A 5360-nucleotide genomic window follows, 5' to 3' on the forward strand; every position below is an offset into this window, starting at 1 on the left:
CAACCGCGAGACGCTCATCCCGGTCACCGTGCTGGCAGGCGGCGCTCTCGCGACCGGACTGCTGTGCGGGGGATCGATGATGCTGGCCGGCGGCGACTCGTCGTTCGACGCACGCGGCCTGACCGTCCTCGCGGTGTGCTGCGCCGCCGGCGTCGGCGGAATCCTGGCGGCCGGCGCACTGAGCCGCCCCCTGCTGCGCTCGGTCACCCGGCAGGCGGGGGCGCGCGGGGAGTGATGCCGTGGGTGCCGGCCCGGCCAGGCCCGGCACCCACGCCGCCCGTGGTCGGCCGCGGGCGAGCTCACTGCCGGTCTCCCGCCCGCCCCGGCCGTGGACGTAGCCGACGACCTGCCGGCGGAGTGTCTCATCGACGGCCCTGTTTACCTTCGGTGGTGACGAGAGTCGTGAGGGTCGTCGACACTCGCGTGAAGGATACTCGCGTGAAGGATGTCAACGAGCTGGTGCGGACGGTGTTCCGGGGCGGGTGCACGGATCTCACCTGCAGCCGCACACCACCGGTCCTCAAGGAGGACCTCGACGGAACTATCACGGCAACTCCCTGCGGTCTGGGACGCTGAGGCCCCGACGGCCGCCATTCCGCCTAGGGATGACGGCCGTCAGAGTAGGGAGGGCTCTCGGTTCCGATCGAGCATCGTTGCGTCGGGAGGCTGGTGCGAGCGACTGCGAGGTGTGCACTCCGAGCCTGCCCTTTTCGGGGCTACGGGAGGGGTGTGTGGGTGTGTCGGTGGTGGGCGTAGTCGCTGGTGTGTTGTTCGGCCCAGTTCTGCAGGTGTTGCAGTGCGGTGGTGGCGCCGCGGGCGAGGTCGGTCAGGTGGTACTGCACCGTCGGTGGGCGGCTGGTGTGCACGGTGCGGGTGATCAGTCCGCCGGTTTCGAGGTCGCGCAGGGTCTGCGCGAGCATCTTGTCGCTGACGCCGCCGGCACGCCGGCGCAGTTCGGACCAGCGTTGCGGGCCCTCCATGAGATCCACCAGGACCAGGGCGGCCCACCGGGCGGTGACCAGGTCGAACAGCTGCCTGCCGGGGCAGGCGGGATTACGGACGTTGCCTCGCGTGCTTTCCTGCACGTGCTCACCTCACCTAAAGGTATGTACTTCCCTTGAGAAAGCAACTCGGTCAGAGTGAGGGAGCCAACCGCTGATCGTCAAGGAGTACCCGTGGCAACCGACGATGCCGTGACCCGTGACGCGAACACCGTGACGGTGCTCGGCGGCCCCACCCGCTGCACCCGCCGGTGGAAAGGAGGCTAATTTATTAGAGAAGAAGACTTCTGGCCCCTCATCGATCTCTTGTGAGGTGTGGCAAACCAGCGAACGACTCCCATACTGGCTGAGGCGCTGGCGCGACGGGGGAAGGATTGTGTTGATGATTTTTCCGATTTGCTGACGGAAAAACTGCAGCGCCTTGGAAGTGAGCCCCTCCTGGGAATTCCAGTCCGAGATGTGAATGATCCATCAGGCGCACCTCCGGTGCCGCTGGTTGGGGACGCTCTCATCAATCTCCACCTTTGCGGTTGTCACAGCGGGCAGCTCACGTTTCCTGCAAATCTAAAAGAATCCTGACCGAGTGGCTGACCACGCCTGGGATTTCAGCGAGTCAGACGGCCTTGCTGAGACTGTATCCACAGCCTATGAGATCACCACCGGAGAACCATGGCTGGGCCCACTCCCTGGCTTCTGCATGGACGAGCCCGAAGAGTCGACGGCCATCACAGTGAGGGATATCCCCTGGTTCAGCCTCGCTCTGCACAGCGAGAACGACATTCCTGCGGCTTATTTAAATGCAGCCAGCACTGTAGTCGAAATGTTCCACGACGACCCACACTGGCGTGCCTGGTGGTCACGTGCCGAGCAGCGCGATCTGGACATCGAGATCGAATACACTTCGCGAGCGGAGCGCAGTCGTTTCACTACTCGAAAGGGACGGGCTTGGGCCCTCTTGTGCAGGAACGGCTCGCGTTTTCGAGGCTTGAACAAGGGTGGTCTCGTCTACCTTGCTGCCACTGATCTGGAAGCAATCCTCGCACTTGTATCTACGTCTCTGAGCCTGCCCACGCCACCTCCAGTACCTCGGCCGGCACATGCGACCCCGCCGACGAGGCGAGATGACGCGGCTCGCGCAAGGCTGGAAGAACTGCGACAACGGCACCCCAAGTGCCTCTGAACCACACCATTATCGGTAGTCCGGAAAATGTTTCGGATCGTGATGACGGAGATGTCGGTGTCTGCGGCGACCCGTTGGCCAGTAGTCGCACCACTTGCCAGCGATGGACGACTCGGACAGCCGGTCGGCTCTGCTGGGCAGCCACCGATCAGCGCGGTTGTGGTGCGACACCCGCCCACCGGCCTGGACAACAAAGAACCCCCGGGCCTCTGGCCTAGGGGTTTCGTATGGAGCGGGTGACGAGAATCGAACTCGCGCTCTCAGCTTGGGAAGCGATGGCGCTTGCACGGCCGGGTGGCCGCTGACCTTCGCTGATTTGTCGTGCTGGCACCGTTGCGCGGGCCTGATCACACCGCTGTTGACCGTGGTTGTCTGCTCTTACGGGCACGCTATGGGCACGGGGCGCGAAGACCGGTGGGCAGAGCGCGTGCACGGACGGGCACTGTGTTGGGCGGGGGCTGGGCCGGACGTCCGGTTGGGTAACGCCTTCGCACGTACACAGAGCTGGATCAACCCCGTTTTACACGGGAGCGCCTGGCCGGTGACGGCGGAGATGCACTCGAAGCGGCGGAACGTGCGCTGTATAACCGATCCCGAAGCGGTTCAGCTCGTGTGCAGTTGGCGGCCTGCCCGTGAGGAGTATGCGCCACCCAGTCGATCACTCAGCGAATGGATACCAACCAGTCCGGTCACCAATTTCTGGCCGGTCGAGCCTTTCTGATGGTTGCACGTGCTGTTGTGATCATTCCTTTATCGGCCCTCCATGTCCAAGTCGTTGTCAACCTTGCTAGGTTGAAGCCTGTACCTCCGGAGCGAAGTCAGGCAGGTCCGCAGCTTACGGAGGAAGAAATCCTCCCTATGTCTTCACAAGAAGACTTTACTTGGATGCCCGAAAACCGTAGCGGCTGAGCTTCGCTGCTTCCAGTCACGCTTCATGCCATGCCTTGCCTTTCAGCATCCACCCCAGCACCCCAACAACTGGAAAGCGCCCGTACGTGATGAGATACCTTCAGCTATTCGGCCCCCGGCTGGCCGTCTCTGCTATGACGATCGTGCTGAGCACGCCCGGACTGGCCGCCGCCGACGAGGCGAGCAACGGCCAGGACACCACGTACTACATCTCGGTCGGTGACTCCCTGGCCACCGGCTATCAGCCGGACGTCGACAAGGACACCGACGTCGCCTACACCGACCAGCTGTACGCTCAGCTCAAGCAGCGCACTCCCGGACTGAAGCACATACGCCTCGGCTGCACCGCTGAGACCACCGAGTCTCTGATCAACGGCGGAAAGTGCGACTACCCGAACGCCAAGTCCCAACTGGACGCCGCCCTGCAGGCCATGGCCCAGCACCGCGGCAAGGTCGCCTACGTGACCCTCAGCGTGGGCGCGAACGACATCCTCCAGGCATGCGTCAGCCCGGCCGGCACCCTCGACGTGGCATGCCTGAACAGCACGAGCCAGACCATGGCGAAGAACCTCGCCCAGATCGCGGGTGCACTCCGCAAGGCGGGTGGGAACGACACCCAGTTCGTGGGCTCCACTTACTACAACCCGTTCCTGGCGGCCTGGCTGCAAGGCGCCGCAGGGCAGCAGGCCGCCAAGGAGTCGGCACCCCTGGTCAAGGCCGCCAACACGGGGATCACCCAGGTGTACAAGTCCACCGGCTTCAAGGTGGCGGACGTGGCCGGGGCCTTCTCCTCGGACGACTTCACCACCCAGGTGAACGTGCCCGGCGCGGGCGAGGTGCCGGCGAACGTGGCCAAGATCTGCCAGCTGACCTGGGCGTGCACGAAGCAGGACCCGCACCCCAACGCCGAAGGCCACAAGGTCATCGCAAGCACCTTCGCGGCGCAGCTCGCCAAGAACGACACCCCCGGCGAGGACACGTCCCCGACCCCGACCCCCAGCGAGCCGGCCACGCACGAGCCCGGTAAGGACACGGAGCCGAACAACCCGACCACGAACGGAGATCTCGCCGAGACCGGCGCGTCGAGCAGCACTCCCGTCGTCGCGGGTGCGGGTCTCGCGGTCGTGGCGGTCGGCACCGCCGCGGTCTACTTCGCGCGCAGGCGCCGTGCGAGCGAGGAGAGCTGACGCGTAGTCAGTGCATACGCCCCGAGCAGTGGGCCGCTCGCGGTGTCGCGGGCGGCCTGCTCGGGCTCGGCTGCGGACGTCCCAGGAGCAAGCCCCAGCAGGCCGCTGTCGTGCCGTACCTGCCGGTGCCGCCGCCCAACCGGGGCCGGCGGGCATCACGGCCAGCGGCGCGGCGGGTTCCCCGTCCGGTACGACCGCCGTCGCCCGGACCCGAAGCACTCGACGTGCGCGACCCGGCTACCGGCAACTGGACCGTCAAGGTGGTCTGGAACATCGGCTACGAACCGACCAACTCCCGTGCGCGAGGTTGTCCCGCGCGGTCGACTCGATGGACCGCAGCTGCTGGGCAGGTCGCGCGGTGTCGGAGTCCAGCCCCGCACGGGCCGCCTCCGCGAGCACGGTGATCGACGCGAAGTCCTGCGCGAGCGTGTCGTGGATCTCGCGCGCCACCCGCTCCCACTGTCCACCGCCCGCTGACGCTGGTGAACCTCGGACAGCTGCGCTTGCGTCTGCTCCAACTCGCGCGGAACGTGGAGAGCGGCAGCCGGACCACCCCGGCCATAGCCATCCGGTGTGTCATCGCGGCAACCCACCAATTCACCGCCATATGATTACCCGTTTCTTTTCGTTCACTTACCGAAAAACAAACGGAAATGCGGAGTACACCTTGGTCGCGCAACGCGCTCCGACGGAATGGAACGCCGCGGATCGTGGCGGAAATACTCCGAGCGGCTGTCCCGCTTGGTCTCTGCAACTTGCCTGGATTGGCCACGCATTCGCTATTCCGGCAGACTGGTCGGCACGTGAGGCCCCTCGGTCGGATCTTTCTGTCGCAAGATCGTTCCTACCAGGAGCCTTACGCCTGCCGGGACTTGGGGATACCGCGGACTGCGCGACGCGCCTCGCGCTCACGGACGGTATCCGACGGTTACTGGGAATAGCTCACTGGCCGAGGACTTCCACGACCACGACCGCCCCGCAGGTTTCGGCGACGAAGCCAGCGACCGCGACGTCCTTGTCATGCTGCTGACCGCACTGGCCACGGCGTTTCCCGACGGCCGGCACACCATCGAACGACTCACC

2 protein-coding genes and 2 pseudogenes are annotated in these 5360 nt (G+C 65.3%); 2 read left to right on the forward strand and 2 right to left on the reverse strand.

What is annotated here, in order from left to right; translation table 11 throughout:
- Positions 1 to 235, forward strand: a pseudogene (locus ADK36_RS07270) (ABC transporter permease); the annotation flags it as partial.
- A gap of 481 nt (positions 236 to 716) precedes the next feature.
- On the opposite strand, the gene ADK36_RS07275 reads toward ADK36_RS07270, so the two are convergent.
- Positions 717 to 1085 carry a winged helix-turn-helix transcriptional regulator gene (locus tag ADK36_RS07275; protein WP_048587524.1) on the reverse strand — a complete coding sequence of 123 codons (369 nt, stop codon included), beginning with the start codon at positions 1083 to 1085 and terminating at the stop codon, positions 717 to 719.
- Between the two features lie 2139 nt (positions 1086 to 3224).
- Here ADK36_RS07275 and ADK36_RS07280 point away from each other — a divergent pair.
- The gene (locus tag ADK36_RS07280) at positions 3225 to 4277 is read left to right on the forward strand and encodes an SGNH/GDSL hydrolase family protein (RefSeq protein ID WP_053196791.1); all 1053 of its coding nucleotides are present in this window, start codon (positions 3225 to 3227) and stop codon (positions 4275 to 4277) included.
- A gap of 300 nt (positions 4278 to 4577) precedes the next feature.
- Here ADK36_RS07280 and ADK36_RS07285 read toward each other — a convergent pair.
- Positions 4578 to 4798, reverse strand: a pseudogene (locus ADK36_RS07285) (histidine kinase); the annotation flags it as partial.
- Positions 4799 to 5360: the final 562 nt, after the last annotated feature.

It is taken from the genome of Streptomyces viridochromogenes (genome assembly GCF_001270495.1).
GTDB lineage: Bacteria > Actinomycetota > Actinomycetes > Streptomycetales > Streptomycetaceae > Streptomyces > Streptomyces viridochromogenes_A.

Excerpts from the sequence above, each read along its gene's own strand:
- ADK36_RS07280 (WP_053196791.1), top strand. The coding sequence starts at position 3,225 with ATGACGATCGTGCTGAGCACGCCCGGACTGGCCGCCGCCGACGAGGCG.